The sequence below is a fragment of the Rhizobium ecuadorense genome, assembly GCF_001187535.1.
GTDB lineage: Bacteria > Pseudomonadota > Alphaproteobacteria > Rhizobiales > Rhizobiaceae > Rhizobium > Rhizobium ecuadorense.
The window spans coordinates 1-523 of the sequence record NZ_LFIO01001128.1 but is presented as its reverse complement, the minus strand read 5'-3'; the positions used below and the strand labels follow the sequence as shown (position 1 = coordinate 523).

At 53.0% G+C, this 523-nt stretch carries 1 protein-coding gene; it reads right to left on the bottom strand.

Features of this window, described 5'->3' with window-relative positions; translation table 11 throughout:
• The coding region (locus AF337_RS24480) for a YfbU family protein (RefSeq protein WP_049734192.1) at positions 1–523 on the bottom strand (523 nt) is incomplete at both ends.

The following is a 523-nucleotide window of genomic DNA, read 5'->3' as shown; positions in this document are numbered from 1 at the left end:
GGCGTATAGTCTCGAATAAGGCGGCCATCTTGCCATAGCGCGCCACGGTCGGGGAGTGAGAGTTCATTGACCGGCCTTTGAAGTGCTCGAAACGGTTCAGTTTCTGCACCAGAAACTGCGCGATCCCCATGTACTCGCCTTCATTGTTGCCGTCGAAGCCTGCGAATTTCGGGTCTTTAGCCCATGAGCCTACCTCATCAACAAGGCGCTGCCTCTCGACAGCTCCGAAGCTCTCGCAAGCCCTCTCGATAAAGTTCCACATGTCCATCACATCCACAACAAGGCTAACTCGCTTCGGTTCGTCCACATGGTTGTGAAGGATACCGGTCATCTCCCAATCGAGCGCCCAGAAATGCCCGCCGTAGATAGCCTGCTCGATAAGCTCCACATCTTTGATGTCGTATTCACTGTTCTTCTTGTCCTTCCTCTCGCTAATCTGGTCACGCCTAATTTGTGCAAGCATCCACATCATCAGCTTTTCGGGGTTGGTCGGTCGAAAATCCCGTTGAGATTTGGCCACAAG